General features: G+C 64.9%; 36 protein-coding genes and 1 tRNA gene. 31 read left to right on the top strand and 6 right to left on the bottom strand.

Annotated elements, in window-relative coordinates; genetic code table 11:
- The 7 genes from NJ75_RS24795 to NJ75_RS18830 all read left to right on the top strand — a co-directional run.
- A partial coding sequence (locus NJ75_RS24795) for a hypothetical protein (RefSeq protein ID WP_039337322.1) occupies positions 1 to 635 on the top strand: 635 nt, incomplete at its 5' end.
- Between the two features lie 99 nt (positions 636 to 734).
- Positions 735 to 810 (top strand) — tRNA-Ala (locus tag NJ75_RS18805).
- Between the two features lie 136 nt (positions 811 to 946).
- A complete protein-coding gene (obgE, locus tag NJ75_RS18810; protein WP_039337324.1) occupies positions 947 to 2,005 on the top strand; it encodes a GTPase ObgE in 1,059 nt (352 codons plus the stop codon).
- 70 nt (positions 2,006 to 2,075) lie between these two features.
- Positions 2,076 to 3,209: a glutamate 5-kinase gene (proB, locus tag NJ75_RS18815; RefSeq protein WP_039337326.1), complete on the top strand. Its 1,134-nt coding sequence runs from the start codon at positions 2,076 to 2,078 to the stop codon at positions 3,207 to 3,209.
- Entirely contained in the window at positions 3,209 to 4,129 is a 921-nt protein-coding gene (locus tag NJ75_RS18820) for an NAD-dependent epimerase/dehydratase family protein (RefSeq protein WP_039337328.1), read from the top strand. Before proB ends, NJ75_RS18820 begins: the two co-directional genes overlap by 1 nt.
- Before the next feature lie 199 nt (positions 4,130 to 4,328).
- Positions 4,329 to 4,772 (top strand): DUF805 domain-containing protein, encoded by a 444-nt coding sequence (locus NJ75_RS18825; RefSeq protein ID WP_052242648.1) that lies wholly within the window; start codon positions 4,329 to 4,331, stop codon positions 4,770 to 4,772.
- A gap of 22 nt (positions 4,773 to 4,794) precedes the next feature.
- Positions 4,795 to 5,211: a DUF805 domain-containing protein gene (locus NJ75_RS18830; protein ID WP_039337330.1), complete on the top strand. Its 417-nt coding sequence runs from the start codon at positions 4,795 to 4,797 to the stop codon at positions 5,209 to 5,211.
- Here the strand turns inward: NJ75_RS18830 and NJ75_RS18835 are convergent.
- Together NJ75_RS18835 and NJ75_RS18840 are read right to left on the bottom strand one after the other, a co-directional pair.
- The gene (locus tag NJ75_RS18835; RefSeq protein WP_039337332.1) at positions 5,208 to 7,745 is read right to left on the bottom strand and encodes an ABC transporter permease; all 2,538 of its coding nucleotides are present in this window, start codon (positions 7,743 to 7,745) and stop codon (positions 5,208 to 5,210) included. The genes NJ75_RS18830 and NJ75_RS18835 overlap by 4 nt on opposite strands.
- Positions 7,742 to 8,449, bottom strand: coding sequence for an ABC transporter ATP-binding protein (locus tag NJ75_RS18840; protein ID WP_039337334.1), 708 nt, complete (start codon positions 8,447 to 8,449; stop codon positions 7,742 to 7,744). The genes NJ75_RS18835 and NJ75_RS18840 overlap by 4 nt, the downstream gene beginning before the upstream one ends.
- 68 nt (positions 8,450 to 8,517) lie before the next feature.
- Between NJ75_RS18840 and NJ75_RS18845 the strand changes: the two genes are divergently transcribed.
- On the top strand, positions 8,518 to 9,213 hold the full coding sequence (locus tag NJ75_RS18845; RefSeq protein WP_039337335.1) for an arylesterase: 696 nt from the start codon (positions 8,518 to 8,520) through the stop codon (positions 9,211 to 9,213).
- Between the two features lie 3 nt (positions 9,214 to 9,216).
- On the opposite strand, the gene recF is transcribed toward NJ75_RS18845, so the two are convergent.
- A complete protein-coding gene (gene recF, locus NJ75_RS18850) occupies positions 9,217 to 10,290 on the bottom strand; it encodes a DNA replication/repair protein RecF (protein WP_039337337.1) in 1,074 nt (357 codons plus the stop codon).
- A 68-nt stretch (positions 10,291 to 10,358) separates the two neighbouring features.
- Positions 10,359 to 11,387 (bottom strand): phage shock protein operon transcriptional activator, encoded by a 1,029-nt coding sequence (pspF, locus tag NJ75_RS18855; protein ID WP_039337338.1) that lies wholly within the window; start codon positions 11,385 to 11,387, stop codon positions 10,359 to 10,361.
- 181 nt (positions 11,388 to 11,568) lie between these two features.
- On the opposite strand from pspF, the gene NJ75_RS24800 reads away from it, so the two are divergent.
- From NJ75_RS24800 to NJ75_RS18915, 15 genes are all read left to right on the top strand, one after another.
- On the top strand, positions 11,569 to 11,727 hold the full coding sequence (locus tag NJ75_RS24800) for a hypothetical protein (protein WP_169745747.1): 159 nt from the start codon (positions 11,569 to 11,571) through the stop codon (positions 11,725 to 11,727).
- Positions 11,727 to 12,548, top strand: a complete 822-nt coding sequence (gene pspA / locus NJ75_RS18860; protein WP_052242659.1) for a phage shock protein PspA — start codon at positions 11,727 to 11,729, stop codon at positions 12,546 to 12,548. Before NJ75_RS24800 ends, pspA begins: the two co-directional genes overlap by 1 nt.
- A gap of 3 nt (positions 12,549 to 12,551) precedes the next feature.
- Complete coding sequence (pspB, locus tag NJ75_RS18865) at positions 12,552 to 12,848, top strand: envelope stress response membrane protein PspB (RefSeq protein ID WP_039337340.1); 297 nt, start codon at positions 12,552 to 12,554, stop codon at positions 12,846 to 12,848.
- Positions 12,845 to 13,219, top strand: a complete 375-nt coding sequence (gene pspC / locus NJ75_RS18870) for an envelope stress response membrane protein PspC (RefSeq protein ID WP_039337341.1) — start codon at positions 12,845 to 12,847, stop codon at positions 13,217 to 13,219. Before pspB ends, pspC begins: the two co-directional genes overlap by 4 nt.
- A gap of 30 nt (positions 13,220 to 13,249) precedes the next feature.
- Positions 13,250 to 13,534 (top strand): hypothetical protein, encoded by a 285-nt coding sequence (locus tag NJ75_RS18875; protein ID WP_039337342.1) that lies wholly within the window; start codon positions 13,250 to 13,252, stop codon positions 13,532 to 13,534.
- Positions 13,531 to 13,833 (top strand): hypothetical protein, encoded by a 303-nt coding sequence (locus tag NJ75_RS18880; RefSeq protein ID WP_039337344.1) that lies wholly within the window; start codon positions 13,531 to 13,533, stop codon positions 13,831 to 13,833. Before NJ75_RS18875 ends, NJ75_RS18880 begins: the two co-directional genes overlap by 4 nt.
- Positions 13,830 to 14,102 carry a hypothetical protein gene (locus NJ75_RS18885; protein WP_039337347.1) on the top strand — a complete coding sequence of 91 codons (273 nt, stop codon included), beginning with the start codon at positions 13,830 to 13,832 and terminating at the stop codon, positions 14,100 to 14,102. The genes NJ75_RS18880 and NJ75_RS18885 overlap by 4 nt, the downstream gene beginning before the upstream one ends.
- An 11-nt stretch (positions 14,103 to 14,113) precedes the next feature.
- Positions 14,114 to 14,359: a hypothetical protein gene (locus NJ75_RS18890; RefSeq protein WP_039337349.1), complete on the top strand. Its 246-nt coding sequence runs from the start codon at positions 14,114 to 14,116 to the stop codon at positions 14,357 to 14,359.
- A 33-nt stretch (positions 14,360 to 14,392) separates the two neighbouring features.
- The gene (locus NJ75_RS18895) at positions 14,393 to 14,605 is read left to right on the top strand and encodes a hypothetical protein (RefSeq protein ID WP_039337351.1); all 213 of its coding nucleotides are present in this window, start codon (positions 14,393 to 14,395) and stop codon (positions 14,603 to 14,605) included.
- Positions 14,602 to 14,778 (top strand): hypothetical protein, encoded by a 177-nt coding sequence (locus tag NJ75_RS24805; protein WP_169745748.1) that lies wholly within the window; start codon positions 14,602 to 14,604, stop codon positions 14,776 to 14,778. Before NJ75_RS18895 ends, NJ75_RS24805 begins: the two co-directional genes overlap by 4 nt.
- A gap of 39 nt (positions 14,779 to 14,817) precedes the next feature.
- Positions 14,818 to 14,943: a hypothetical protein gene (locus tag NJ75_RS25340; protein ID WP_255527728.1), complete on the top strand. Its 126-nt coding sequence runs from the start codon at positions 14,818 to 14,820 to the stop codon at positions 14,941 to 14,943.
- Between the two features lie 9 nt (positions 14,944 to 14,952).
- On the top strand, positions 14,953 to 15,366 hold the full coding sequence (locus NJ75_RS18900; protein WP_039337353.1) for a SufE family protein: 414 nt from the start codon (positions 14,953 to 14,955) through the stop codon (positions 15,364 to 15,366).
- Between the two features lie 16 nt (positions 15,367 to 15,382).
- Positions 15,383 to 15,733, top strand: coding sequence for a YbaN family protein (locus tag NJ75_RS18905; protein ID WP_039337354.1), 351 nt, complete (start codon positions 15,383 to 15,385; stop codon positions 15,731 to 15,733).
- A gap of 74 nt (positions 15,734 to 15,807) precedes the next feature.
- Entirely contained in the window at positions 15,808 to 16,380 is a 573-nt protein-coding gene (locus NJ75_RS18910) for a hypothetical protein (RefSeq protein ID WP_039337355.1), read from the top strand.
- A gap of 29 nt (positions 16,381 to 16,409) precedes the next feature.
- A complete protein-coding gene (locus NJ75_RS18915) occupies positions 16,410 to 16,823 on the top strand; it encodes a hypothetical protein (protein ID WP_230487675.1) in 414 nt (137 codons plus the stop codon).
- A 4-nt stretch (positions 16,824 to 16,827) separates the two neighbouring features.
- Here the strand turns inward: NJ75_RS18915 and NJ75_RS18920 are convergent, their stop codons facing one another.
- Entirely contained in the window at positions 16,828 to 17,343 is a 516-nt protein-coding gene (locus NJ75_RS18920) for a sterol desaturase family protein (protein WP_039337359.1), read from the bottom strand.
- Between the two features lie 136 nt (positions 17,344 to 17,479).
- Here NJ75_RS18920 and NJ75_RS18925 point away from each other — a divergent pair, with 136 nt between their 5' ends.
- The 8 genes from NJ75_RS18925 (at position 17,480) to NJ75_RS18960 (ending at position 23,721) form a co-directional block, all read left to right on the top strand.
- Positions 17,480 to 17,860: a hypothetical protein gene (locus tag NJ75_RS18925; RefSeq protein ID WP_039337361.1), complete on the top strand. Its 381-nt coding sequence runs from the start codon at positions 17,480 to 17,482 to the stop codon at positions 17,858 to 17,860.
- A 109-nt stretch (positions 17,861 to 17,969) separates the two neighbouring features.
- The gene (gene leuC / locus NJ75_RS18930; RefSeq protein WP_039337363.1) at positions 17,970 to 19,409 is read left to right on the top strand and encodes a 3-isopropylmalate dehydratase large subunit; all 1,440 of its coding nucleotides are present in this window, start codon (positions 17,970 to 17,972) and stop codon (positions 19,407 to 19,409) included.
- A gap of 8 nt (positions 19,410 to 19,417) precedes the next feature.
- Positions 19,418 to 19,948 carry a hypothetical protein gene (locus tag NJ75_RS18935; RefSeq protein WP_062780389.1) on the top strand — a complete coding sequence of 177 codons (531 nt, stop codon included), beginning with the start codon at positions 19,418 to 19,420 and terminating at the stop codon, positions 19,946 to 19,948.
- Between the two features lie 184 nt (positions 19,949 to 20,132).
- Positions 20,133 to 21,215 (top strand): zinc ribbon domain-containing protein, encoded by a 1,083-nt coding sequence (locus NJ75_RS18940; RefSeq protein ID WP_236727192.1) that lies wholly within the window; start codon positions 20,133 to 20,135, stop codon positions 21,213 to 21,215.
- The gene (locus NJ75_RS18945) at positions 21,212 to 21,709 is read left to right on the top strand and encodes a DNA-deoxyinosine glycosylase (RefSeq protein ID WP_039337367.1); all 498 of its coding nucleotides are present in this window, start codon (positions 21,212 to 21,214) and stop codon (positions 21,707 to 21,709) included. The genes NJ75_RS18940 and NJ75_RS18945 overlap by 4 nt, the downstream gene beginning before the upstream one ends.
- 60 nt (positions 21,710 to 21,769) lie before the next feature.
- Positions 21,770 to 21,931 carry an LPXTG cell wall anchor domain-containing protein gene (locus NJ75_RS18950; protein ID WP_156135865.1) on the top strand — a complete coding sequence of 54 codons (162 nt, stop codon included), beginning with the start codon at positions 21,770 to 21,772 and terminating at the stop codon, positions 21,929 to 21,931.
- A 90-nt stretch (positions 21,932 to 22,021) separates the two neighbouring features.
- Positions 22,022 to 22,630: a 3-isopropylmalate dehydratase small subunit gene (gene leuD, locus NJ75_RS18955; RefSeq protein ID WP_039337370.1), complete on the top strand. Its 609-nt coding sequence runs from the start codon at positions 22,022 to 22,024 to the stop codon at positions 22,628 to 22,630.
- Between the two features lie 89 nt (positions 22,631 to 22,719).
- Positions 22,720 to 23,721, top strand: coding sequence for an NADPH:quinone oxidoreductase family protein (locus tag NJ75_RS18960; RefSeq protein ID WP_039337372.1), 1,002 nt, complete (start codon positions 22,720 to 22,722; stop codon positions 23,719 to 23,721).
- A 49-nt stretch (positions 23,722 to 23,770) separates the two neighbouring features.
- On the opposite strand, the gene NJ75_RS18965 is transcribed toward NJ75_RS18960, so the two are convergent.
- Positions 23,771 to 24,430: a trimeric intracellular cation channel family protein gene (locus tag NJ75_RS18965; protein WP_236727193.1), complete on the bottom strand. Its 660-nt coding sequence runs from the start codon at positions 24,428 to 24,430 to the stop codon at positions 23,771 to 23,773.
- Position 24,431: the final 1 nt, after the last annotated feature.

Below are 24,431 nucleotides of genomic sequence, written 5' to 3' on the forward strand. Positions count from 1 at the left end.
CCCCGCCACCCCCGCCACCCAAGGTCGTGGTCATTCCGCCAAAGCCCAAGGCACCCAATGGCGCTTCGGACAACATCGCGGTTCCGCCAGCCGATGCAAATGGACTGCGCCAATCGCTGAACCGCAACATCTCGTCGGCCCAGATGGTGTGGAACCTTCGCTCGGCCTACAATGTGGCCGCGCTGAACTGCAACGCCCCGGTCCATGCCGACATCCTGCCCCGCTACAAGGCTTTCCTGACCACGCACAACAAGGTGCTGAACGCGATTAACAAGCGCCTCGATGTCGAATTCAAGGCCAAGTACGGTGCCAAGTTCATCGCTCCGCGTGAGGCTTACATCACGCAGGTGTATAACCACTATGCCCTGCCACCGACGCTTTCGGACTTCTGCGATGCCGTGATGGCGGTCAGCCGCGATGGTGCGGCCGTCAAGTCGGCCGATCTTGAGGCCTTCGCCGTGCGCAGCCTGCCCAATATCGAAGTCGTGTTCGACGACTTCTATCGTCGTTATGAGGTCTATCGCACGGATCTTGCCATCTGGCAGGCCCAGTACGGCAGCCTTGTCAATCCGCCGCAGCAGGCGGTGAAGATCACCGCGGCGCCTGTTCCGGACGGTACTGCCGCCGGGCACTGAGCCGGACTGGACAGGCAAAAAATTTCTTTTCAGTGGGGAGGCGCTGCGCTAATGGCGGCTCTCCCTGCGGTGAGCACACCGTGGGGCGATACCGGGAACGGGGCCGTAGCTCAGATGGGAGAGCGCGTCGTTCGCAATGACGAGGTCAGGGGTTCGATCCCCCTCGGCTCCACCAGGTATCACCGAACCGCCTGATATGGCAGGCGCCTCGCGGTTCGGCGTTACAAGCTCTCCATGAACGGGTAAAAGGCTCGCTTCCGGGGCGGCGTGTTGCATTTGCTCCGGGCCTGTCATTGGAAACAGTTACCCGCATGCATTTTCTCGATCAGGCCAAGATCTTCATCCGTTCAGGGCAGGGCGGCCCAGGCGCGGTCAGCTTCCGGCGCGAGAAGTATGTCGAATACGGCGGTCCCGACGGCGGCAACGGCGGCAAGGGCGGCGACATCATCTTCGAAGCCGTCACCGGCCTCAACACCCTGATCGACTTCCGCTATACCCAGCACTTCAAGGCGCAGCGAGGCGGTGGCGGCGCGGGCCAGAACCGTACTGGTGCGGGCGGCAACGACCTCGTCATCAAGGTGCCGGTCGGCACGCAGGTTCTCGACGACGATCGCGAGACCGTCCTGCTCGACATGACCGAAGTGGGTGTCCAGAAGGTTCTTCTGCGCGGCGGCGATGGCGGCCGGGGCAATGCCTCGTACAAGTCGTCCACCAATCGTGCGCCCCGCCAGCACGGTCCCGGTTGGCCGGGCGAGGAAATGTACGTCTGGCTCCGCCTGAAGCTTCTCGCAGACGCTGGCCTTGTCGGCCTGCCCAATGCGGGCAAGTCGACCTTCATCAACCAGATCACCAACACCAAGGCCAAGGTTGGCGATTACGCCTTCACCACGCTGCGTCCGCAACTGGGCGTCGTGCGCCATCGCAACCGCGAGTTCGTGTTGGCGGACATTCCCGGCCTGATCGAAGGCGCGGCCGATGGTGCAGGAATTGGCGACCGCTTCCTCGGTCATATCGAACGTTGCCGCGTGCTGATCCACCTCATCGACATCCACAGTGAAACCGATCCTGTCGAAGCCATGCAGATCGTCGAAGGGGAACTCGAAGCCTACGGTGCCGGGCTCGATGAAAAGCCCCGCCTGATCGCACTCAACAAGATCGATCTTGTCGATGCCGAACTGGTCAAGGCCTTCACCAAGGAACTGCGCGAGGCAGGCGCAAGCAAGGTCTATCCGATCTCCGGCGCGACCGGGAAGGGCATGGACGCCTTGCTCGATGCAGTCCTCGAACACCTGCCGCTCGCCACGGCAACCGAGCGGCCGACGGGCGAGGTGGAGGAAGAGGCTGACCAGAAGCCGTGGTCGCCGATCTGATCGCCCAAGCGCTCCGCCAGCGGGACTGACAGCCCTTCACGATCCGTCACAATTGCCCTAAGCGGCCCTCATGAAGATCAGCCAGCTTGCCCACCTGACCGACGCCTCTGCCTGTCCGCGCCTGGTGGTCAAGGTCGGTTCGGCGCTGCTCGTGGGCAAGGACGGTGCGCCGCGGCGTGAATGGCTGTCCGCGCTGGTTGCCGAAATAGCGGCGGCCCGCGCTGCCGGTCAGGAAGTCATCGTCGTCTCCTCCGGCGCAATTGCCCTGGGCGCCCGCAGGCTCGGCCTTGCCAAGGGTGGGCGCGGAAGTCTTTCCGATGCGCAGGCTGCGGCCTCGGTCGGCCAGATCGCGCTTGCAGGCCTGTGGGCCGAATTGCTTGCCGCACACGGGCTTGCTGCGGCACAAATCCTGCTGACGCTTGAGGATCTCGAAGACCGTCGCCGCTACCTTAACGTCACCGCTACGCTCGGGACGCTGCTGGCCGCAGGCGCGGTACCGGTGATCAACGAGAACGATTCTGTCGCCACGCAGGAAATCCGCTTCGGCGATAACGACCGCCTTGCCGCCCGCGTCGGACAGGCAGCCGGGGCTTCGGGCGTCCTGCTGCTGTCCGATATCGACGGGCTGTATGACCGCGATCCCCGCCAACCCGGAGCCGTGCGCATTCCAGTGGTGAAGGGCGTGACGCCCGAAATTCATGCCATGGCGACAGGCGGTTCCTCCTCCGGCCTCGGATCGGGTGGCATGACGTCCAAGCTGCAGGCGGCAGAGATTGCCGAACTCGCAGGCATGGCACTCGCCATCATCGACGGTCAGCCCGTTTCGCCGATCCACGCTGCCCTGAGCGCCGATCGCGGTACGCTTTTCCTGCCGCGCGGCCGCAAGCAGGCGCGGAAGGCATGGCTGGGCGGACGCATGCGCATGCGCGGGAGCGTCCATGTCGATGCCGGTGCCGCTGCCGCTCTCGCGCGCGGCTCCAGCCTGCTTGCTGCCGGCATTCTGCAAGTCGAAGGCGATTTTCAGCGTGGCGATGCCATTGCCGTGATCGCACCCGATGGCCAAACGCTGGCGCGGGGGCTGTCGGAATATGACGCAGCCGAATGCCTCCGCCTCAAGGGCCATCACAGCCGCGAGCATGAGCAGATTCTTGGCTACGCTCCCCGCTCGGCACTGATCCATCGCGACCAGATGGTGCTGCTGTAATGGCGGCGGAACTGCTGGCGATTACCGGAGCCACCGGCTTCGTCGGCCAAGCCGTGCTCGACTACGCCGCCCGCGCCGGGATCGAGGTCCGCGCGCTCGCCCGCCGCCCGCAGGATGCCCGCGTCGGCGTCGAGTGGGTTCAGGGTGATCTGGGCGACAAGCGCGCGCTGCAGCGTCTCGTCGGACGTGCGAGCGTGGTCCTGCATATTGCCGGGGTGGTCAGCGCGCCGGATGAGCAGGGCTTCGAAGATGGCAACGTCTGGGGCACGCTGAATGTGGTCAATGCGGCGCTGGAAGCCGGCGTCCCGCGCTTCGTCCACGTCTCATCGCTCTCTGCGCGCGAGCCGGACCTGTCGATCTACGGCCGCTCCAAGTTGCGGGGCGAAAAGATCGTCAAGGCCAGCAGTCTCGACTGGACGGTGGTACGGCCGCCCGCCGTCTACGGCCCGCGCGATACCGAGATGTTCGAGCTGTTCAAGCTCGCCCGCCGGGGCATCGTGCCGCTTCCGCCGCAAGGGCATCTCTCGATCATCCACGTTAACGACCTTGCGCGCCTGCTGCTCGCGCTGATTCCGGGCGGCGAGGACGTCACGCACCTGACCTTCGAGCCCGATGACGGCACCCCGGGAGGCTGGACCCACAACGATCTCGCCAAGGCCATCGGCATGGCGGTAGGCAGGCGCGCCACCGCGGTAAACCTCCCCGCCAGCATCCTGCGCCTTGGCGCCAAGCTTGACGCCACGTTCCGTGGAAAGGGCGCCAAGCTCACGCTCGATCGCGTCGGCTACATGTGTCACCCCGATTGGCGCGCCGGCGAGGGCAATCAGCCGCCTCCCGGACTCTGGCTGCCGCAGGTCGAAACGGCAATGGGCTTGCATGCCACCGCCGCGTGGTATCGCGAGGCCGGCTGGCTCAAATGAATGTCGGGGCCCGTGCGCACTGTTTGACAAGTTTGGTCTGACCCTCGTTTCCGAACCGGGATCTGCGCCAAAGACCACCCCGGCATCTTTCCTGCGCGTGGCCAATTGACGAGACGGATATCGCACTGCGCTTGCAGTCTCCGCGAAATAATGGTCACTTGTCATCTCGCGTTGGTCACGCGGAAAGACTTGGGGGAAAATCATGGAATGGATGCTGATGCCGTATCGCCGTTACGCGGAATTTTCCGGTCGGTCCCGGCGAAAGGAATACTGGATGTTCACCCTGTTCACGGTGATCGTCTATGCCTTGATTGCGGCTTTCATGTTTGCCGGCGGCCTTGGTACAGCGCTTTCCGGCGTCGAGGACCCTCAGTTCGGAGTTTCGTTCTGGATCGGCGCCGTCTTGATGGTGTTCTTTCTCGGTACTCTTGTGCCGGGCATCGCAGTGATCGTGCGCCGCTTGCATGATCGCGACATGTCTGGCTGGTGGTATCTCGGTTTCATCGTGCTGGGCATGATCCCGTTCGTGGGTTGGATTGCCAGCATCGCGTTTCTCGTCATCCTGTGCCTGCCGGGCACCGCAGGCTTGAACCGCTTTGGCGATGATCCGAAGAACCCGGCTGGTTACGACGTGTTCGGCTGACCCAACGCAAGGGGCTTTCGCGATGAACTGGATGATCCTGCCCTATCGCCGCTATGCCGAATTCACGGGGCGCTCTCGGCGCAGGGAGTACTGGAGCTTCGCGCTGTTCTATGTGTTGGTGATGATCGTGCTGAACGCGGTTTTCGGCACCAATGAGGTGACGCGAGGCGAGGGGGCGTTTGTCTATGGTTCCCGGCTCGTGGGGGCCGGGGGATGGATCGGCGGGTTGTTCTGGCTCACCTCCATCGTTCCGGGCCTTGCCGTGTCGGTGCGGCGCCTTCACGATCAGGACCGCACGGGTTGGCTCCTGCTGCTTTGGCTCATTCCGTTGTTGGGCTGGTTCGCGCTGCTCGTCCTGATGTGCCTCGAGGGCACGCGTGGCCCCAACCGCTTCGGACCTGATCCCAAGAACCCGACGCCAGCGGACGTATTCTCCTAAAGCTCGCGCAGCACTTGTGCCGGTCGGGTTCGCAGCAGCCCGACCGAGCCGGTGATCGCCAGCACCATCACCAGCGCCACGCCAGCGCCCAGCACGCCAAGGATGCGCGGCCAGTCGGGCAGCCAGTCGAACTCGAACAGCAGCACGATCACGCCCCAGGCCACCCCTGTGCCCAGCACCAGCGCCACGCCCGCCAGAAGCGCGCTGAGCAGCCCGTATTCGGCCACGAGAAGCACCAGCAATTGCCTGCGGCTTGCTCCCAGCACGCGCAGGATGACGTTGTCGTAGGTCTTGCGTTCGCGCGCGGCGGCAATTGCGCCTGCCAGCACGGCCATCCCGGCAAGGATCGCCACGCTCGCCGCAGCAAGGATGGCCGCTCCCATCTGCGACAGGATCTCGCGCGCCTGACCCAGCACCGGCCCGATTTCGATCACCGAGCTTGAAGGCAGGGCCTTGACCAACCCGCCAAGGATCGCTCGGCGCACGTCCGGTGTCTTCGCGCCTTCCGGCAGGCTGATCGTGGCAGCCAGATTGTGCGGAGCATCGGCAATGGCGTTGGGGCTGAACACCAGCACATAGTTGAAGCCCATGTTCTCCCAGTCGATCCGGCGGAACGAGGCGATCTTCGCACTGCGCTCAACGCCAAGGATCGAGACCGCGATACGGTCGCCCAGCTTCAGCCCGAGCGCCTCGCGCAGGTCGTCGTCAACCGACACCAATGGCTCGCCAGAATAGGCCTTGGACCACCATTCACCTGCGGTGAGCACATTGCCTTCGGGCACTTCGTCGGCATAGGTCAGCCCGCGGTCGCCGCGCAGGGGCCAGGCATTCTCCGGAATTTCCTTGAGATCGGCGACCCGAGTCATCGCATCCGCTGGTCCATAGGCAACGATCGACCCGCGCAGGGCAGGGACCTTGCGGACTGCCGCATCAGGCGCGGCGCGCTGCACGATCCGGTCGAACTCCGCAGTCCTTCCCTGGGGCAAGTCGAGCACGAAGTAGTCGGGCGCCCGGTTCGGCACCCGCAGCGCGATGTTGCCGTCCAGACTGGTCTGTACGCCTGCCAGCAGAACGAAGGCGGCAAGCCCGAAGCCCAGTGCCACAACCAGAGCCGAAGTCTGCGCTCCCGGCCGATGCAGATTGGCCAGCGCCATCCGCGCAATCGCACCCCTGGGCCGGGGCAGCATTGCCGCCAGCCGTTGCAGCCCCCAACCGAGGGCGGACAGCAGGAGGAACAGCGCCGCCGCGCCGGCCAGAAATCCGGCGGCGAGCAGCTTCTGCGGTGCGGTCAGCACCGCCAGCGCCACGATCCCGCCAAGCCCGAGCGCGACCGGCAGCGCCGCGCCCTTCCAGCCGCCCGCCAACGGACTGACCCGCGCCCGCATCAGCGCCATCGCCGGAAAGGCCTTGGCCCGGGCCAAGGGCGGCGCGGCGAAAGTCAGCGCAATCAAGGCGCCATAGGCCGCTGCGATCGCCAGAGCGCCCCAATCAAGTACGAAGCCGGCCTCGATCGGCAGAAGGCCTTCCAGCGCCTTGCCGATCAACGGCGTGATGCTCACCCCGATCACCAGTCCGCCAAGAATCGCAAGAGACGCAGCGGCGGCCAGCTGCAGCAGATAGATCCGCGCAATGTCCCGGCTCGAAGCGCCGAGGATCTTGAGCGTCGCGATGCTCCCGCGCCGCCCTTCGAGGTAGGAGTTCACCCCATTGCCGATGCCGATCCCGGCAATCGCCAGCGCCGCCAGCGCCACCAGCACCAGAAACTGCCCCATGCGCGAGACGAAGCGGTCCAACCCCGGCGAGGCCTTGTCGCGCGTCCGCACCTCATAGCCGGCCAGCGGAAACTGCGCCTTTATCCTCTCGCCGAGCGCCACAGCGTCGGCGCCCGCCGGCAGCCGTACGCGCAGCTTGGTCCGCACCATCGATCCCGGCTGCACCAGCTTCGAAGCATCGAGCGCTGCCTTGCTGACAATCACCGTCGGCCCCAGCGAAAAGCCCTCTGCCAGCCGATCCGGCTCGGACCCGATGACCCCGCCGACACGAAGCTCGACCTCGCCCACGCGCAGCTTGTCACCGATCTTTACGCCGAGCCGGTCCGCCACGCCCGGCGCAATCCATGCCGCCATGCCTTCCGGCGCGCCCGCCACCTTGCCGCCTTCCAGCGTGAACCGCCCATAGAGCGGCCACTTGGCATCGACCGCCTTCAATTCGACAGGCGTCGTGCGCGTATCGTCATCCGGCACCCGCGCCATTGCCTGCAATCGCGCGCCTTCGGAAATGTCGCCCATCGCGGCGATGGCGGCCCGCTCCTCCGCCGAGGGCTGGCGCGCCGCCAAGGTGAATTCGAGATCTGCGCCCAGCATCTCCCGCCCGCGGGTCGCCAGTTCGCGCTCGATCGCGCCCGTCAGGGTGCCTATCGCCGAGAGCGCCGCCGTGCCCAGCACCAGGCAGACCAGCAACAGCCGCAAGCCCTTGAATCGCCAATCCAGCCCGCGTCGCGCCAACGCCCATGCGGCGCCCCACGAAAGGTTCACGAAGCCTTGTCCGAAGCGATCTGCCCATCGGCCAGCCGCACGATCCGCCTGCACCGTGCCGCCAGGGCTTCGTCATGGGTGACCATGATGAAGGTCGCACCGGCCTGCGCCGCGCGCGCGAACAGCAGGTCGGCCACCGCCTCGCCGGTCGCATGATCGAGATTGCCGGTCGGCTCGTCGGCAAACAGGATGGCAGGGCTCGGCGCGAGTGCCCGCGCAATCGCCACGCGCTGCTGCTCTCCGCCCGAAAGCTGCGCCGGATAGTGGTGCAGGCGATGGCCCAGCCCGACAGCCACCAATTCGGCTTCGGCCCGCGCCATGGCATCGACCTGACCCGCCAGCTCCAGCGGCGTCGCCACGTTTTCCAGCGCGGTCATTGTCGGCAGAAGGTGGAAGGCCTGAAGCACGATGCCAATCCGCCCGCGCCGCGCGGCGGCCAGGCCGTCCTCGTCCAGTACAGTGAAATCCGCACCGGCCACATTGAGCGACCCGCCGCTTGCCCGCTCCAGCCCGGACAGGATCGCAAGCAGCGATGACTTGCCTGAACCCGATGGCCCCAGCAGCGCCAAGGTCTCGCCTGCTGCCACGGTCAGGTCGATGCCACGGAGGATTTGCACCTGCGCTTCCCCGGTGCCGAGAGAGAGGGTGAGGGCGGATGCGGCGATTACCGGCGCCGATGAACTTGAAAGGGGGGTGCTTGTCACAGGCCTCACGTGGCATAGATTGGTTGCAGCGTGCAACCGGCACTTGGGGGCGCGCTAATGGAGTTTCAATGCGCCGCTTCGCTCATGCCGCCACCCTTGTTCTCGCCGCCTGCTCGCCAGAGAAGGCCCCCGAACCAGCTGCCACCCCTACCGCATCGGCATCCGCACAGGCGCCGGCACCTGTCCCGGCCGATGCCCCTGTCATACTGGCATTCGGCGACAGCCTTTACGCCGGCTACCAGCTCAACCCGGGTGAGGGCTATCCGCCGCGGCTGGAAGCGGCGCTCAATGCAGGGGGCGTGCCCGCCAAGGTCGTCAATGCGGGCGTCTCGGGCGATACGACTGCAGCGGCCCTCCAGCGCCTGCAGTTCACGCTCGATAACCAGCCGGTCAAACCCACCCTCGCGCTCGTCGGCCTCGGCGGCAACGACATGCTGCGCGGGCTGCCCCCGGCCGAGACGCGCGCCAACCTTGATGCGATCCTGACCGAGTTCGACAAGCGCGATATTCCGGTGGTGCTGACGGGAATGCTCGCCGCTCCCAATCTGGGCGCGGACTACCAGAAGCAATTCAACCCGATCTGGCCTGATCTCGCGAAGAAGCACAATGCAGGCCTGGTCCCGTTCTTCCTTGCGCCCGTCCTCGGCAACAAGGATCTGATGCTGGAAGACAATGTCCACCCGAACGCCCGAGGCGTCGACAAGATCGTCGCAGAGACAAGGGATCAGGTGGCAAAGGCGCTGAAAGCGGCCACGGTTAAGTAGCGATCAGAGCGGCTCGACCAATCCGTCGCGCACCGCCCACACGGCGCTGGACCCGGAAACTTCAGCAAACGGCGCCATCTCGGTGCCCGTCATCCACACTTGCGCCCCGCTTGATTCCAGCCGCTCGAACAGCGCCGTGCGCCGCACCGGATCGAGGTGCGCGGCAATCTCGTCGAGCAGCAGCAGGCGCGGGCGCTCGCCCGCCGTCAGTTCCGCATGGGCGAGGACAATGGCGATAAGCATCGCCTTCTGCTCACCCGTCGAACAATCGGCGGCGGGCGCGTTCTTCGCCGCCAGCGTCACGGCCAGGTCATCGCGATGCGGCCCGATCAGTGATCGCCCTGCCGCGCGATCCCGACGCCGCCCTTCGCGCAGCATGCTACGCAGTGCGTCCGCCTCGATCGGCACAGCGCTGGCATAGACCAGTGAAGGCCGCGCGAACGGCTGCTCCGGCACAGTCTCCAGCACGCGCCCGAGGGCTGCCACGAGTGCGGCCCGCGCCGCTGCCATGGCCGCACCGCTCTCGGCCATCTGCGCCTCGATCCCGTCAAGCCACAGCGGATCGGGTTCCGTCGGGTCACCCAGCAGCCGGTTGCGCTCGCGCAGCGCCGTTTCATAGCGGGTCGCATTGCGCGCATGGCCCGGCTCGCGCGCCAGCACCAGCCGATCGAGAAACCGTCGGCGTGATCCGGCACTTTCGGCGAAAAGCCGGTCCATCGCCGGCGTCAGCCAGGTGATCGAAAGCCATTCCCCCAGCCGCGCCGCCGGCCCTTCCGCACCATTGATCCGCACCAGCCGGCGATTGGGAGCCTCGTGCGCGGTCGACGTGCCGATCTGCACGGCCCCGTCCTCGATCTCCGCGGCGACTGCGAACCCGCCAGACCCATCACGTCCCGCCATCTCGGCCGGCTGCGCACGTCTGAGGCCGCGCCCCGGCGCCAGCAGGCTGATGGCTTCGAGCACATTGGTCTTGCCCGCGCCGTTCTCTCCCACCAGCACGTTGAACGCGCGCATCCCTTCCAGCCGTGTCGCGGCATGGTTGCGAAAGTCGCGCAGGGTCAGGCGGGTGAGGGACATTGCTTTGAGGCGTTAGTGGGTTTGCGCGACAAGCGAAACCTCCAGTCTTGTCGCTCAGGCCCTCTCGCTCAAGTCTTGTCGCTCAGGCCATGTTTCTTCATGCAATGGCGCAACTGGTCGTAGGTCAGGCCCAGCGCCTTGGCTGTCTGGCGCTGATTGTAGCGGTTGCGGCCGAGATGGTGCTCCACGATCGCGCGCTCGTGCGCATCTACCGCCGCACGCAAGTCCGCCACGCTATCGAAATCTGCTGACGGCATGGCGCTCCGCACCGGCACTGCCCCCTCGCTCTCCGCCACTTCCGACCGCATCGATGCCACCGGCTTCCACGGGCTCTCGAATGGATCGAACTGGACATGCCCGATGGGCTGGCTCCAGTCGTCCCAGCGATAGACGGCGCGCTCCACCACGTTGCGCAATTCGCGCACGTTGCCGGGCCAGAGGTACTCCTCCATGGCCTTCTGGACTGGACCTGCAAAGCCGGGCCAGGAATCCCAGTGCAGTTCCGCCGCCATGCGTCGCCCGAAGTAGTCGGCGAGAACTGCAATATCCCCTTCGCGCACACGCAATGGGGGGAGGGTGATCACCTCGAAGCTCAGCCGGTCAAGCAGGTCGGCGCGGAAGCGGCCCTGGTCCGCCAGCTTCGGCAGGTCCTCGTTCGTTGCCGCGACAATGCGCACGTCCACGCGGACCGGCTTGCTCGACCCGATCCGCGTCACTTCGCCATATTCGACCGCGCGCAGCAGCCGCTCCTGCGCCCCCATCGACAGCGTGCCGAGTTCGTCAAGGAACAGCGTGCCCCTGTCGGCTTCTTCGAACCGCCCGGTCCGCGCCCGCGTCGCGCCGGTAAAGGCGCCTGCCTCGTGTCCGAACAGTTCGGCCTCGATCAGGGTTTCGGGAAGCGCCGCGCAGTTCATCGTCACCAGCGGTTCCTGCCAGCGCGTCGACAGGCGGTGGAGGCGTTCGGCGATCAGTTCCTTGCCGGTCCCGCGCTCGCCGATGACCAGCACCGGGCGGCGCATTGGCGCCGCGCGGCTGGCGCGTTCGACCGCATCGAGGAACGCGCCCGATTGGCCGATGAACTGAACCTCCCTGTCCATGCCACAGGTTTAGCGCATTTTCCCAAGTCTCGGCAAGAATTCCCAACATTAAAGAAGGGTGACGCACCAAGAGTGGCGGAATTCCGGGCAAATCGCAGTTTGGCACACCCCTTGCTCTAACATGAACATCCGGCACCGAGCCGGCCCGAACTGACAAGTAACCTGCCGAAAGGTCACGAAAATGTACACCGCCCGCTTCTTCTCCACCTCGCTCGGCCGCGCCAGCCTCGCCAGCATTGGTGCGATGGTCGTGATGTGCTGTTTTGCCCTGACGCAGCAGGTGAACGCGGTTCCGACCGTCGTGGCTTCCACTGCCGCCATCACCGGTGAGCTGGCATGATGGCCGATGAACTCACCCCGATCCGCTCTTCGCGTGAGGAAGGTGGCCGCACCACCCGTCTCGATGCGGAACTGGATCGCCTGCGCAATTTCAGCAATGGTGGCGGCAATGGCCAATCCCGCCCCCTCTTCACTCCCGGAGCAAACCTGATGGGTATCTTTTCGCGGACGCGCGACATCATTGCAGCCAATTTCAACGACTTGCTTGATAAGGCTGACGATCCTGCCAAGATGATCCGGATGATCATCATGGAGATGGAGGAGACGCTGGTCGAAGTCCGCGCCTCGGCTGCCCGGACCATCGCCGATCAGAAGGAGATGGGCCGTCACGTTTCCAAGCTGGAACGCCTTCAGGCCGATTGGTCTGAAAAGGCCCAGCTCGCGCTGTCGAAGGACCGCGAGGACCTCGCCCGTGCCGCTCTGGTCGAGAAGAAGAAGGCCGCAGACATGGCTGACCAGCTCAAGACCGAGATCACCGTGCTCGACGATGCGATGCGCGCCTACGAGCAGGACATCGAAAAGCTGCAGACCCGCCTGCGCGAAGCCCGCAGCCGCCAGACCGCGATCGCCGCGCGCCTTGAAAGTGCCGAGAATCGCGTCCGCCTGCGGTCCTTGCTCGCCAGCGAGCGCGTCGATGAAGCCATGGCACGGTTCGACCAGCTGGAACGCCGCGTCGATTACGCCGAAGGCCGCGCCGATGCACTGAGCCTTGCCGACAACTCCAAGCCCAGCCTCGCGGACGAGATCGCCGCGCTCGCTGGGCAGGACAAGATCGACGAGGAGCTTGAAGCGATGAAGCGCCAGCTTGGAAAGGAAGGCTGAGCCATGGAAGACGTCGTTGCAATTGCTGCCATTTTCCTTGGTCTGCCGTGGATCATTTTCCACTACATCACCAAATGGAAAACTGCCGCCACGCTGACCAATGGCGATGAGGCGCTGCTGGAAGAGCTCTACCAACTCGCCCGCCGCCTCGATGAACGCATGGATACTGTCGAGCGCCTCGTCGCTGCCGACAATCCCGAATTCAGGCCTGCGCGCATCGTGCACGACCGCGAAACCGACAATCAGAAACTGCGCGAACTGGATCGCCTTTTCGCCGAACAGGGAAGGACCTCGAAGTGAACAGCCCCCGCACCCGCTTTTATCGCGACAAGGTCAATGGCAAGTTCATGGGCGTCTGCGCCGGAGTTGCCGATTACACCGGGGTCGACGTGCTCTGGGTCCGCCTCGGGTTTCTGATCCTGGCATGTTCGATGGGCTGGCCGTTCCTGGTCTACTTTGCCTTGGGCTTCCTTGCCAACAAGAAGCCGGCAAACCTCTACGGCGATCGTCAGGAGCAGCAGTTCTGGCAACGTGTCCGCCAGTCGCCCGCCCGCACCGCCCGCGAGGTCCGCGCCGAATTCCGCGACATCGACCGCCGCCTGGCCGACGTCGAGAGCTTCTACGTCAATTCGAACCCGCGCCTCTCGGCCGAAATCGAGAAGCTGCGCTGAGAACACAACCGTCCTGAGGGGGACTGAACCATGGGACCTGACACACTGGGGCCGCTGATCCCAATCGCGGCTCTGATGATCCCGATCGTCGCGATCTGGACCAAGCACCGCACCAAGATTGCGGAGATGCAGATCAATGCGACGGCCGAACTGAGCGCCGAAAAGGCGGCCCAATACGCCCAGCACACCCGCGAACTCGAAGAACGCGTCCGCGTTCTGGAACGCATCGTCACCGACAAGGGCTTCGACACCGCCGCGCAGATCGAGGCGCTCCGCCGGGACAGCGCCGCACTGGAAGACCGGAGGGCGCAATGAACTGGGGTGGTCCCGAATTCGTCCTGGCGATCATCGCCATCTCCACTGGCGGCTGGGTGATCAACAACTGGATCCGCGCACGCCACGGCTATGCCCTTGAGGACGAATGGGGCGGCAAGACCGATCGCGCCGATCAGGAAGCCTACGCCAAGCTGCGCGAGGAGAACGCCTTCCTGCGCGACCAACTGGACAAGACGCACCAGCGCCTTGCCAACGTCGAAGCCATCGTCACCGACAGCGGCTTCGACGTCTCCCGCCAGATCGAGGCACTGCGCCCCGCTCAGGAGAAAGCGCAATGAACGAAGACGTCATCATGGTGCTGGTGTTCATGGTCATCGTCGTGCCGATCGTGCTCGGCGTCGGGGCCGACATCTACAAGCGTCGCCTCGCTTTCCGGGAACGCGAACTGGAACTGCTCTCGAAGCAGACGGCCGAGAAAGCCGCACAGTACGCTGCCCAGGCCGAACGCCTTGAACAGCGCGTCCGCGTGCTCGAACGCATCGCCACCGAAAACAATTCCGACCTCGCGCTGCAGATCGAGAACCTGCGCGAAGTCAAGGTCAACTGAGGACGCAACAAGTGGGCCCCGGATCAACCATCGTCGCGATCATCGCGATCATCGCCTTCGTCATCATCCGCACCAACCGGGATCGCTATCGTGCCGGCAGCATGCAGCAACCGCCGTTCGATCCCGCTTACACCGCCAGCCTCGAACGCGAAGTCTCGGACTTGCGCAAGCGGCTCGAAGTCCTCGAACGCATCGCTACCGACGAGGGTGAAACCCGCCGCCTGTCGCGCGAGATCGAATCCCTGCGCGACCGTTGATTTGCGAAAGGTAATTATAAGGGAGTTGCTGACATGACCCCGGATCTCGTCCTTTCCCTCTCCGGCCTCACAGGGCTTGCCATGGTCGCCCTGGCCGCCCTTCGCGGCTGGGACGGCTGGCTCGCCCTCAAGCGTATGGAACTTGAACGCGCCGATACGGGAGACGCCGGCAGCCTCATCGAACTTGCCGACATGCGCGAGCGCCTGCGCAAGCTTGAAGCCATTGCCTCGGGCGTCGACCTGTGAGCCGTCACACGGAAGGTGCAGCCAAGGCCGGCATCGGCCTCGGCTCGGCGATTGCCATCACCATTTCGTGGAGTCTGCACAAGTCCATCGTCTGGGCACTGATTCACGGCGTGCTCTCGTGGATCTACGTGATCTGGTATGCGCTTACGCGTCCGGGCGGCCTTTCGGGCTGACATCGCACACCCTCGTCACCCCGGCGAAGGCCGGGCCCCATGACTTCTCAAGTGGGACCGATCGGAGCGTCATGGATCCCGGCCTTCGCCGGGATGACGAGGGTTCGTGGCTGGATCGCCCGCCTGCCCAATCAGGCCATGGACGCCCCCCGCCGCGCCCGCTAATGCGTGCCCATGCGCAGCCTTGAAGACATTCTCGAAGAGTACGAATTCCTCGATGGCGACGAGCGCTATCGGCTCCTGATCGAGCTGGGGCGCGAGCTTGAGGACATGCCCGATGCCCTCAAGACCGACGCCACGCTGGTGCGCGGCTGCTCGGCCAGCGTCTGGGTCTACCCCACGCAGGGTGAGGGCGGGAAGCTCCACTTTCTTGCCGATAGCAACGCCGCAATCACCAAGGGCATCGTCGCGCTTGTTCTCGCTGCTGTGCAGGACAAGCCCGCGGCAGACGTCGCCGCGACGGATATTGCCGAGGAACTCGCGCCCTTCGATCTGAAAAGGCAGCTCTCGTCCAACCGCACCCAAGGCGTACCCAACATGATCGCGCTGGTTCGCGAGCACGCCGCGCGCATCGCCGCCACGGCCTGACGGCAGGGCAGGGGACTTGCGCCGCCACCTCTATCTCGCTGGCGGCGTGATCAGCGTGGCCTTGGGCGCGGTCGGGGCATTCCTCCCGATCCTGCCAACAGTCCCCTTCCTGCTCCTTGCCACCTTCTGCTTTGCCCGCTCGAATCCCGCGTGGGAGCAGCGCCTGCTAAATCACCCGCGCTATGGCCCGCCCTTGCGCCAATGGCGGGACCGCCGCGCGATCTCGCGCAAGGCCAAGACGGGCGCGCTGATCGCGATGGGTGCAGGGGTGGTGCTGACCGGGGTGACCGCAGGGTGGCCCTGGGTCCTGATCCCGGCTGTGGTCATGGGTGTGACCGGCACCTGGATCTGGACGCGCGCCGAATAGTCACTGCCATCTGTTCCACTTTTGTTCCAAATCCGATAGAGTTGTGGTGGACTCGAACGGATTGGATGTGAACGATGATTTCCCTGACTGTCGGCCCGGCTGGAACTGACATCGGTTGGCTTGACTGGACCGCCTCGGTGCTCGCTGCCTTGGCATGGCCAGTCTCGGCGCTGGTCATCGCCCTGATTTTCCGCCGCCCCCTGCTGGCGCTGCTGGCCCGTCTCGACGAACTGAGCTGGGGCGACAAGTCTGCCCGTTTCGCACAGCGGCTGGACCGCCTCGAATCCGAAGCCAGCCCCGCGCCGCCCGGGCCTGAAGGCCCCGAGATCGCCCTGACCGGCGATCACGCCCGCTTCCTCAAGCTGCTCGATCTCTCGCCCGGAGCGGCCGTGCTCGATTCCTGGGCGGGGGTAGAGGACGCGCTGCAATCGCTCGCCATCGAGCATGCCCTTGCCACCCCCGATGTGTCAGAGGCGGGCCGAACCCTGCAGAAGCGCGGCGTCCTTCCCGCGCGCACCGTTGGCATGATCGAGGACATGCGCGCGCTTCGCAACGCCGCCGCGCACGATCAGGCCATCTCCGTCTCCGACGCCCTGCGCTTCCGCAATCTGGCCAAGGGTGTGCTGAACGAGATCAGGCTGGCCTAATTTATAACCACAAGGCTTTGCGAGATATCGTGATTGAAGTATTCGACTGGACCATGGAGTTTTTCTTCGAAATCTTTTTGCAGTTTTTTGGCGAGATTATCGTGCAGGTGCTTGCCGAGCTACTTGCAGAGTTCGGCATCCGGTCATTGGCCGATCCCGTGCGCGAACCCCGCACGCCTGTTTACTCGATGGTCGGCTACACACTCTGGGGTTTGATTGCTGGCGCAATCAGCCTGTTTCTGTTTCCGGCGTCGGCAATCCGGAATCCCGCTTTCCGCACAATCAATCTAGTGGTCACACCGCTAGTGATCGCTGCCATCATGGCGATGCTCGGCAGGGCTCGAAACAAGCGTGGCCAGTTGCTCGTCCGGCTTGACCGCTTTGGCTATGCTTACCTGTTTGCGTTCTCAATGGCGCTGGTACGATTTATTTGGGCTAGCTAGCGCCTCAATCCACCGCTTCCCTCAGCACCGCAATCCCCTGCTCGCGCTGCGCCCGCAGTTCCTTTTTCAGCACTTGGGGATCGCGCGCGAAGATGAAGCCGAAGCTTACTCCGCCTTCCTTGCCTATGGTTGCGTGGTGCAGCTTGTGGGCCTGCACCAGCCGCTTGGCATAGCCTTTCTTCGGAACCCATCGGAACCAGCGCTGGTGAACCAGCCCATCATGCACCAGCGTGTAGATCGCGCCATAGGCCATCACGCCAAGGCCGATGAACGTCGCCGGCCACCAGGCCTCGGTGCCCATCACCAGCGGGCTGCCGATCATGAAGAAGCTGATCGAGATGGCGGCACCGACCACCGCATAAAGATCGTTCTTCTCGAAAAACCCATTGTGCGGTTCATGGTGATCGCGATGCCAGCCCCAGCCGAACCCGTGCATCACGTACTTGTGGCTGGACCACGCCACGAATTCCATGACCAGCACGGTGGCAACGATGATCAGAATGGCAACAAGCGTCTGCATGGCGCTCCCATACACTCGCTTCGGCGCGCCCGCGACACATTCTTACACTTTGCCCGAAAGTCGCGACGGCTCGTTTTTCTGGTGTTCAGGCGCTGGCGGGCAGTTTGTCCTCACAGACCAATGAGGAGCTTTTCCCATGCGCAAGACCGTTCTCGCCGTAGTCCTTTCCAGCCTCGTCGCGGGCGTTGCCACTCCGGCTCTGGCTCATGGCGGTGACCGCTATCCCGGCAACAACCGCGCCGAAGCGGCCTACCTGACCCCTGCGCGCAATGCCGAAATCCGTCGAGAGATATACCAGCTCGACAACCGCATCTACCGCGCTCAGGTCAACCGGACGATTTCCCCGCGCGAAGCAGAAGGCTTGCGCCGCGATGCCCGCAATCTCAAGGTTGCCTATAACAATTCCGCCAATCGTGGCCTCTCGATCCGCGAATACCGCGAACTCGATCGCCGCGTGGCGACGATCAACCAGCGCCTGCGTGCCGAAAAATGGGACCGTGATGGTCGCCGGGGCTGATCGAGTGGCGGATAATGCCCAGAAGGCGTAACAAAATTACGCCGACGCGCCTCTTGGCCCGCCCTTTCCTGCTTGAATTGCGGGAAGGGCGGGCCTAACCGCTTGCACCATGTCGAACACCGCAGCACCCCGCACGCTCTACCAGAAGATCTGGGACGCCCACGTTGTCGAACAGCGCGACGATGGCACCGCGCTCATCTACATCGACCGCCACCTCGTCCACGAAGTGACGAGCCCGCAGGCGTTCGAGGCCCTGCGCGCGGCAGGCCGCAAGGTGCGCCGCCCCGATCTTACGCTCGCCGTGCCTGACCATAACCTGCCCACCACCGCGCGCCGCACCGCCGATGGCCAGCGCGTGCCCATTGCCGATCCGGAAAGCGCGCAGCAGCTCGAAGCGCTCGAGCGCAACGCACCCGCTTTCGGCATCCGCTACATCGGCGATGCTGATGCGGAACAGGGCATCGTCCACGTCGTCGGGCCGGAGCAGGGCTTCTCGCTCCCCGGCGCCACCATTGTCTGCGGTGACAGCCATACCGCCTGCCACGGCGGCCTCGGCGCGCTGGCCTTCGGCATCGGCACCAGCGAGGTCGAGCATGTGCTCGCCACGCAAACCCTGTTGCTCAAGCAGTCGAAGTCGATGGAAGTCCGCGTCGAAGGCACGCTGATGCCCGGCGTTACTGCCAAGGATGTTGTCCTGCACATCACCGGCGTGCTGGGTGCGGCTGGCGGCACCGGTTCGGTCATCGAATACACGGGCCAGGTCATCCGCGACCTTTCCATCGAAGGCCGCCTGACCATCTCCAACATGGCGATCGAGCACGGCGCCCGTGCCGGCCTGTGCGCGCCCGATGAAAAGACCTTCGCCTACCTCAAGGGCCGGCCTTATGCGCCGAAGGGTGAGGATTGGGACAAGGCCGTCGCCTGGTGGAAGAGCCTCGCGACCGACCCTGGCGCCACTTACGACAAGGTCGTGGTGATCGACGCCAAGGACATTGCCCCTTCGGTTACCTGGGGCACCAGCCCGGAAGACGTCCTGCCGATCAGCGGCCTCGTCCCGGCGCCGGAAAGCTTCGCCGATCCATCCAAGCAGGAAGCCGCCAAGGCCAGCCTCGCCTACATGGGACTGACCCCGGGTCAGCGCATGGAAGACGTCGAGGTGCAGAACATCTTCATCGGCTCATGCACCAACAGCCGCATCGAGGACATGCGTGCCGCCGCCGCGATCCTGAAAGGTCGCAAGAAGGCCGACAACGTCAAGTGGGCGATCGTCGTCCCCGGTTCCGGCCTCGTCAAGAAGCAGGCCGAGGACGAAGGGCTTGATCGCATCTTCACCGAAGCCGGCTTCGAATGGCGTGAACCGGGCTGTTCGGCCTGTCTCGGCATGAACCCGGACAAGGTGCCAGCAGGCGAACGCTGCGCCTCGACCTCGAACCGCAACTTCGTCGGCCGCCAGGGCCCTGGCTCCCGCACGCATCTTGTCAGCCCGGCGATGGCCGCTGCCGCTGCCGTCACCGGCCGGTTGACCGACGTGCGCAAGCTGATCGGCTGACGCAGCCCGTGGCAGGCCTTCCGACAGCCGCGCTCCAGCTCGCCGGGTTCCTCATGGCCCACGCGTTCTGGACGGCGTCGGACCTGCCGCCCGGCGGCCATTACCAACCGCAATCGCTGTGCATGCGCGCCGATGGCAGCCGCCAGCTTCAGACCTTCGACGGCGCCAGCCCCAAGGATCAGGACGCTGCCGCCCGGGCCTTCATCGGTGGCGGTGCAGCCCAGTGGCCCGATTGCGCCATTGCCCGGCAGGTCAAGGTCGACACGCCCACGGGCGAAGTCGATGCTCTGGTGATAGACGTCGTCCAGTACGGCGGCAGCGTGATGACCGTCGTGCAGGCCTTCCGTCCCGGCCCGCAGGACTTCCGCTTGCTGGGTGACGAACTCATGCTCGGCGATAACGGCCCGCTCCCGCCGCTCCCCGCCGCCCAGGCCGCCGCCGCCATGCGCGAAGGCGCGCTCGACCACACCGGCCTTGGTGATAAATGGCAGCAATGGGAAGCAGGGCGCGATCCCGTGAGCCCGCTGGTCCAGAAATAGGCCTCTTCCAACCCCCTGAAGCCCGCTCATGCTGAGCTTGTCGAAGCATCCGGCACAGCGGCGGCGCGGGCACCCTTCGACAGGCTCAGGGTGAGCGGATTTGGGAGGGCAGAAGCGTCCTCCACCCAATTTACATCGCCCCGCTCGAAGCTTAGCCTCACTCCAAACCAAGGAGGGGTGATCCATGGACATGATCAAGGGCGTGCGCGTGCCCGAACGCGTCTATCGCGGCGTGCTTTGGGCCGTTTCCATCGTCTTCGCCGGCTTCATCATCGGCTTTGGCAACCTCGTCATCGGCGACCTGCCGATGGTCGAAAGCCAGGTCTACACCGCGCCCGCTGATGACACTCCGGCCATTCGCGCGGTGCGCGACGAGATTCGCAGGATTGGCGACAGCAAGACCGCCATCGACGACAAGCTCGAGATACAGCGCCTCCAGCTCGAACAGGCACAGCGTGCCTCGGGCACCGCGAACGAGACGTTCAAGGCCTGGATCGCCGCCCGTACCGCCACGACCAATCCGGCGCAGGACCCCGAAGTCCTCGCCCGCACCCGTGAGCTTGAACAGCTCAAGGCCAACGAACGCAGCATCCAGCAGGCAATCGCCAATCTCGAGAATGAGCGCGCCCCGCTTGACCAGCGCGAAAGCACGCTGCGGCTGCGCGAAAACCAGCTGATCTCCGACGCCATTCCGGCGCAGGAGCGCGCGATGTTCTGGCAGGAACTGCGGGTCTTCGGCCTGCGGCTGCTCATCACCCTGCCGATGCTGGCGGTCGCCGCGTGGATGGTGGTGAAGAAGCGCAAGAGCGATCACTGGCCACTGATGCGCGGCTTCGTCCTCGCTGCAGTCTTCGTGTTCTTCGTGGAACTCGTGCCCTACCTGCCCAGCTACGGCGGCTACATCCGTTACGCCGTGGGCATCGTCCTGACCTTCGCGGCGGGTCACTTCCTGATCAAGAACATGCGCGCCTATCTTGCCCACCGTCAGGAAGTGGAGGCGCAAGCCGAGAAGGAGCGCCGCGCCCGCGTCAGCCATGACGAGGCCTTCAAGAAAATGGCCGCGAAGGTCTGCCCCGGCTGTGATCGCCCGATTTCGACCACCGGCGATGCCGAAGCCAACTTCTGCGTTCACTGTGGCATGACCCTGTTCGACCACTGCCACAGCTGCAACACCCGCAAGATGGCCTTCTTCCGCTTCTGCATGACGTGCGGCACGCCTGCGAAGGATGAGGTGGCCAGGAACGACCTCACTCCAGCGCCCGCGTGACCGACCGCAAGTCGTCCTTCGCGCCCGTTGCCGATCCACACACGCGGGTGCTTATCCTTGGAAGTCTCCCGGGTGAAGCCAGCCTCGCCGCCGCGCGCTACTATGCCAACCCGCGCAACCAGTTCTGGCGGTTGGTCGGAGCGGTGATCGACGTCGATCTTGTCGCGCAGGACTATGAAAGCCGCCTCGAAACCCTGCTCGCACATCGCATCGGCCTGTGGGATTCGATCGGGTCGGCCACGCGTTCGGGCAGCCTCGATACCGCCATTCGCGATGTCGCGCCCAATGCGCTGGCCGCTCTAGCCGCCTCGCTCCCGCATCTGCGATGTATCGCCTTCAACGGTGCCAAGTCCGCCAGCGTCGGCACGCCGCAACTGGTCGGGGCCGGGGCATTCGCGCTCCTGCGCCTGCCTTCCAGCAGCCCGGCCCATGCCTCGCTCACCTTCGAGGCAAAGCTTGGCGAGTGGACGAAGCTGCGGAAATTCCTCGTCTGAGCCTTGCAATCGCAGAACGCCCGGCCAATCTTGGCGTCACGTTTCAAGGAGTTCTCAAGCGTGACCAAGAAGACGGACTGGACCGGCAAGGCAGCCATGGCGGGCGCGGCAATCGGCTCGGCAGCACTCGCCGCCGCCTTGCTCTATGCGTCGCGCCGCAAGGAACGGGCCGAAAAGACCGAACCCAAGGCCCCGCCCGCCGACGCACCCGAGACCGACTGATTTCGGAATGTCCGCCACGCAATAATCTTGCGCCAAAGCTCCCCCAAAACGGGCATTGCATCACCTAACGCGCAAGCTATAGCGACGGTCATGGAACCGGTGAAGCAGATCGAAGGACGGGCCATCCCGTTCGGCCGCAAGAACGTCGATACCGACGTGATCATCCCTGCCAAGTGGCTCAAGACAATCACCCGTCAGGGACTCGGCAAGGGCGCTTTCGAGGCCTTGCGCGCAGATCCTGACAACATCTTCGATAGCGCGGAATTTTCCGGCTCGCCGATCCTGATCGCTGGCGACAACTTCGGCTGCGGCTCCAGCCGTGAACACGCCGCCTGGGCCTTGGGTGACATGGGCATCAAGGCCGTGATCGCACCCTCGTTCTCCGACATCTTTTCGGGCAACGCCTTCAAGAACGGCATTCTCACCGTCGTCCTGCCGCAGGAAGCGATCGACCGTCTGATGGAAGTCGCGCAGACCGATCCCGTCTCGATCGATCTTGAAACCCAGACCGTGACGACCCCTTTCCAGGACCGCTTCACCTTCGAGATCGACCCGTTCCGCAAGCACTGCCTGCTCAATGGCCTGGACGAAGTCGGCCTGACGATGGCGCGTGGGGACGCTATCTCCACGCACGAGGCGAAGATGCGCGACAGCCTGCCCTTCCTGGCACGCGGCACGGATGCCGTAGCGGCAGCTTAATCGTACGCTTAACAGGGCTTCCCAAGCCGCGCAAAACTTGCTTCCCTGATGCGGAGCGGATCGAATCCGCAACTATTGGGAGAAGTTGAATGAAGGCTCTGCGCACCCACGCCGCGGGCGGCCCTGAAACGCTGGTCATGGACGAATTGCCCGATCCCGTGCCGGGCAAGGGCGAAGTGCTGGTGCGGGTCCACGCCTGCTCGATCAATTTCCCCGACACGCTGATGATCCGCGATCTCTACCAGTTCAGGCCCGAGCGTCCCTATGCGCCCGGCAGCGAACTGGCTGGTGAGATCGAGGCGCTGGGCGAGGGCGTCACCGGCTGGAACGTCGGCGACCGCGTGATCGCGATGATCGGTAACGGTGGCCTCGCCGAAAAGGTCGTTGCTCCGGTCGCGCGCCTGTTCCCGCTGCCTGATGGCGTCGACTACGCCACCGGGGCATCTCTGCTGATGACTTACGGCACCACCATCCACGGCCTCAAGGATCGCGGACACATCAAGGCTGGCGATACGGTTCTCGTGCTCGGCGCTGCGGGCGGTGTCGGACTTTCGGCAGTCGAACTCGCCAAGGCCTTCGGCGCCCGCGTGATCGCCGCCGTTTCCAGCGAGGAGAAGGCACAGGTCGCGCGCGATGCAGGCGCAGACGACGTCGTGATCTATGGCCGTCCGCCCTTCGACAAGGCCCAATCCAAGGCACTGGCCGAGCAATTCAAGGCAGCCTGCGGCCCCAACGGCGCGGATATCGTCTACGATATCGTCGGCGGCGACTATTCCGAACCGGCCCTGCGCGCGATTGCCTGGGAAGGCCGTTTCCTCGTCGTTGGCTTCCCCGCCGGCATCGCCAGGCTCCCGCTGAACCTGACGCTGCTGAAGTCCTGCGACGTCTGTGGCGTTTTCTGGGGGGCGTGGACGGCCCGCGAACCCGCCGCCTTCAAGGCGGAGGTCGAGGAACTCTTCGCGCTGCTCAAGGCGGGCAAGATCAACCCCCGCGTCTCGCAGCGCTACACGCTCGATCAGGGGCGCGAAGCCATCGCCCTCCTCGAAAACCGCCAGGCCATGGGCAAGGTCGTCGTCGAAATGATCGGCTGACATCTGTTTCTCCCCTCCCGCATGCGGGAGGGGTTGGGGCTGGGCCTGCTCAGCCCTCGCGCTCGCCCGAGGAATAGACCGGCAAGCCCAGCTTCCACCAGATCGCCGCCCCCCTCAGTGCGAACCCGGCCAGCGCAGCCAGCGGCCAGACCATCCCTCTTTCCAGCCCGAGTACTGCCCCCCCTGCGCAAATGCCTGCAGACAGGGCCGCGGCCGTCACATAAAGCTCGGGCCGCATCAGGATGGAGGGTCTGCCTGCCAGCACGTCGCGGATGATCCCGCCGACGCAGCCGGTAATCACCCCCATCAGCACCGCTGGCACGGGCGCGACGCCAAACGCCAGCGCCTTCGCCGTCCCCAGCACCGCATAGGCGCCGAGCCCTGCCGCGTCGGCCCATTCCAGAACCGGCCAATTTCCGACTGGTTGCACCCACCAGCGATGCGGCGTGAACCACGCCACCAGTGCCACGCCAAGGCACACCGGCGCCACCCACGGATCGCGCACCCAGAAGACAGGCGCGCCGATCAGCAGATCGCGCACAGACCCGCCGCCCACGCCTGTCACCAGCGCGAAGAACGCCATCGTCACGAACGTCTGTCGCAACTGCGCCGCCAGCAGCGCTCCCGTCAGCGCGAACACGGCGATGCCAACGAGATCCAGCAACCCAATGAGGGCAGAAAGGTCTGCCGTGGGCAGAGCGGTGGGCACG

The sequence above is a fragment of the Novosphingobium subterraneum genome, from assembly GCF_000807925.1.
Taxonomy (GTDB): domain Bacteria; phylum Pseudomonadota; class Alphaproteobacteria; order Sphingomonadales; family Sphingomonadaceae; genus Novosphingobium; species Novosphingobium subterraneum.

Bases quoted from the DNA above. Each gene is read 5' to 3' on its own strand.
- NJ75_RS24800 (WP_169745747.1), top strand. From the start codon at position 11,569: ATGTACACCGCCCGCTTCTTCTCCACCTCGCTCGGCCGCGCCAGCCTC.
- NJ75_RS18895 (WP_039337351.1), top strand. From the start codon at position 14,393: ATGACCCCGGATCTCGTCCTTTCCCTCTCCGGCCTCACAGGGCTTGCC.
- pspB (WP_039337340.1), top strand. From the start codon at position 12,552: ATGGAAGACGTCGTTGCAATTGCTGCCATTTTCCTTGGTCTGCCGTGG.
- NJ75_RS18960 (WP_039337372.1), top strand. From the start codon at position 22,720: ATGAAGGCTCTGCGCACCCACGCCGCGGGCGGCCCTGAAACGCTGGTC.
- NJ75_RS25340 (WP_255527728.1), top strand. From the start codon at position 14,818: ATGACTTCTCAAGTGGGACCGATCGGAGCGTCATGGATCCCGGCCTTC.
- obgE (WP_039337324.1), top strand. From the start codon at position 947: ATGCATTTTCTCGATCAGGCCAAGATCTTCATCCGTTCAGGGCAGGGC.
- NJ75_RS18900 (WP_039337353.1), top strand. From the start codon at position 14,953: ATGCGCAGCCTTGAAGACATTCTCGAAGAGTACGAATTCCTCGATGGC.
- NJ75_RS18875 (WP_039337342.1), top strand. From the start codon at position 13,250: ATGGGACCTGACACACTGGGGCCGCTGATCCCAATCGCGGCTCTGATG.
- leuC (WP_039337363.1), top strand. From the start codon at position 17,970: ATGTCGAACACCGCAGCACCCCGCACGCTCTACCAGAAGATCTGGGAC.
- recF (WP_039337337.1), bottom strand. From the start codon at position 10,290: ATGTCCCTCACCCGCCTGACCCTGCGCGACTTTCGCAACCATGCCGCG.
- NJ75_RS18940 (WP_236727192.1), top strand. From the start codon at position 20,133: ATGGACATGATCAAGGGCGTGCGCGTGCCCGAACGCGTCTATCGCGGC.
- NJ75_RS18845 (WP_039337335.1), top strand. From the start codon at position 8,518: ATGCGCCGCTTCGCTCATGCCGCCACCCTTGTTCTCGCCGCCTGCTCG.
- pspA (WP_052242659.1), top strand. From the start codon at position 11,727: ATGGCCGATGAACTCACCCCGATCCGCTCTTCGCGTGAGGAAGGTGGC.
- NJ75_RS18820 (WP_039337328.1), top strand. From the start codon at position 3,209: ATGGCGGCGGAACTGCTGGCGATTACCGGAGCCACCGGCTTCGTCGGC.
- NJ75_RS18830 (WP_039337330.1), top strand. From the start codon at position 4,795: ATGAACTGGATGATCCTGCCCTATCGCCGCTATGCCGAATTCACGGGG.
- NJ75_RS18925 (WP_039337361.1), top strand. From the start codon at position 17,480: ATGCGCAAGACCGTTCTCGCCGTAGTCCTTTCCAGCCTCGTCGCGGGC.
- pspF (WP_039337338.1), bottom strand. From the start codon at position 11,387: ATGGACAGGGAGGTTCAGTTCATCGGCCAATCGGGCGCGTTCCTCGAT.
- NJ75_RS18880 (WP_039337344.1), top strand. From the start codon at position 13,531: ATGAACTGGGGTGGTCCCGAATTCGTCCTGGCGATCATCGCCATCTCC.
- NJ75_RS18910 (WP_039337355.1), top strand. From the start codon at position 15,808: ATGATTTCCCTGACTGTCGGCCCGGCTGGAACTGACATCGGTTGGCTT.
- NJ75_RS18920 (WP_039337359.1), bottom strand. From the start codon at position 17,343: ATGCAGACGCTTGTTGCCATTCTGATCATCGTTGCCACCGTGCTGGTC.
- NJ75_RS18885 (WP_039337347.1), top strand. From the start codon at position 13,830: ATGAACGAAGACGTCATCATGGTGCTGGTGTTCATGGTCATCGTCGTG.
- leuD (WP_039337370.1), top strand. From the start codon at position 22,022: ATGGAACCGGTGAAGCAGATCGAAGGACGGGCCATCCCGTTCGGCCGC.
- proB (WP_039337326.1), top strand. From the start codon at position 2,076: ATGAAGATCAGCCAGCTTGCCCACCTGACCGACGCCTCTGCCTGTCCG.